This window comes from Desulfonatronovibrio magnus (assembly GCF_000934755.1).
In the GTDB taxonomy this organism is placed as follows: Bacteria; Desulfobacterota; Desulfovibrionia; order Desulfovibrionales; family Desulfonatronovibrionaceae; genus Desulfonatronovibrio; species Desulfonatronovibrio magnus.
The window spans coordinates 1-1,981 of record NZ_JYNP01000140.1 but is presented as its reverse complement, the minus strand read 5'-3'; the positions used below and the strand labels follow the sequence as shown (position 1 = coordinate 1,981).

Genomic DNA, 1,981 nt, shown 5'->3' with positions numbered 1-1,981 from the left:
CAGTATCATTAACAACCATAAAGTTTTCGTAACTGTTCACCATTGAGTTGCCTTTTTGTAAATCGAAATGCAAAATACTTGACCCCGGATCAAAGGTAACCATTCAGGGGGGACCTCGGTGGTGGCTGGTGGCACAAGGCCAGGGGGACTGTCCCCGCTAAGGATGACTATGAACCTTCACAAAATTTCGCGTCTGTACTTTTCAGTTGTGCAGTAAAAGTGTCGCGGGGACTGTCCCCCTGGCCGGTAACTGCCCCCTGAATGGTTACGATCAAAGCCGGTCCCGGTCCTTGATTCGGGATCCGGGTTGACGGTAAAAGCAGATGCATACTCTTTACCGTCATTCCGGCGAAAGCCGGAATCCAGAAAAAACAGGCAGGAGCATTACGCGTTTGTGACAACTAAAAGAAATGATGTGTTTGTCACAGCTTTTTTGGGGTTAAAAGCGGTTTATCATGCCTTGGCACGGCTTCCTGCCCGGAGGCTTACAGCCCGGAGGTGCGAAGGGGGGCTGTCCCTGGCTTCGGGACTGTCCCCATTCATTTTCAAAAAACTCGTAATGCTCCCCTTTTGACTGTCCAGTCAGAAAAAAATTATAATCACACGTTGGGTGAAAAGTATGAATAAAAAACCAAAGCCAACTGTAGGATACCGAACTGATTATAAAGGGCGTTGGCCCCATGTGGCAGAGATTGAGGGAGCCTAAGATGATTCAGGATAACAAACTGGGCCTCACCGACCAGATTGAGCTGGCTCGCGCCGAAGAAAAAATCAGCAAGCAAAAGGCCAAAAAGCTGTTTGATTCTGGCGACATCAACAAAATAGAGGTCGGCACCTTCGTAGGGCTTGCCTTTATCCATGCCTATCTGTTTGACGATATTTATCCATTCGCCGGAAAAATCCGCGACGTGAATATTGCCAAAGGGGATTTTCGCTTTGCCCCCCTGATGTATCTGGAGGCCGCGCTGAAAAATATCGACGCCATGCCGCAAGGCAATTTCGATGAAATCATCGAAAAATATGTGGAGATGAACATTGCCCACCCGTTCCGCGAGGGCAATGGCCGCGCCACCCGCATCTGGCTGGATCTGATGCTTAAGAAGGAAATCCGGCAGGTGGTGGATTGGAATCAGGTCGATAAGGAAGAGTATCTGTCCGCCATGCGGCGCAGTCCTGTGAAAGACCTGGAAATCAAACACCTGCTCAAAACTGCCTTGACCGACAAAATTGGTGATCGAAACATGTTTATGAAAGGGATTGATGTCAGCTATTTCTATGAAGGCTATAGCGAATTCAGGACCGGGGAGCTGTAGACATTGGGTGCTAAAATATGAATAAAAAACCAAAGCCAACTGTAGGATACTTAACTGATGGCAAAGGTCGCTGGTGGAGGTCAGAGACCCAGCCTCAGTGTTCAGATGAAGATGTCTTCGGTCTGATATGTCAGGGCGTATGGGGGCATAGAGGTGTGCATTGGTCCTATAAGCAGGATGGCAGCTATGCATACTGGATAAACGAATCCGACCCCGGTTCGATTGAAAAAGGCATAGCAGCTGGATGGACTCCGCCAGATCATGAATCCTATGTCCATCCGCTTGATAAGCGAAGCGAGTATTATGTGACCCATCATTCAGTTGAGGAAGTTGTAGACCCTCTGGTCATTGAGAGACTTGAGAATGAAGATCCCCCAGAGACGGACGCATATATAGACCGACCTCTTTCTCCTGATGAAATTAAGCACCTTGAAGACACAGGGAGAGTATAATTTTAGCCCAGCAAACGTAACTATTCAGGGGGCACTCAGTTGTAGCTCCCGGCAAAAGGTCCGGGGACTGTCCCCTATCTGGTTGTCAGAAACGCGTAATGCTCCCAAACAGGCTATCACTGAAGACAGCCTGTTGTGCAGTATAATAGCATATTGAATAGTTACAAATTTTCAGCAATAATTGACCCTTTCCAGTTTGACATCACCCAGGTCCAG

Annotated in this window: 2 protein-coding genes; both read left to right on the top strand. The window is 48.1% G+C overall.

Annotation, left to right across the window (positions count from 1 at the left end):
• The first annotated feature begins 707 nt into the window (after positions 1-707).
• Complete coding sequence (fic, locus tag LZ23_RS11795) at positions 708-1,313, top strand: protein adenylyltransferase Fic (protein WP_045214441.1); 606 nt, start codon at positions 708-710, stop codon at positions 1,311-1,313.
• A 17-nt stretch (positions 1,314-1,330) separates the two neighbouring features.
• Positions 1,331-1,765 (top strand): hypothetical protein, encoded by a 435-nt coding sequence (locus tag LZ23_RS11790; protein ID WP_045214439.1) that lies wholly within the window; start codon positions 1,331-1,333, stop codon positions 1,763-1,765.
• Positions 1,766-1,981: the final 216 nt, after the last annotated feature.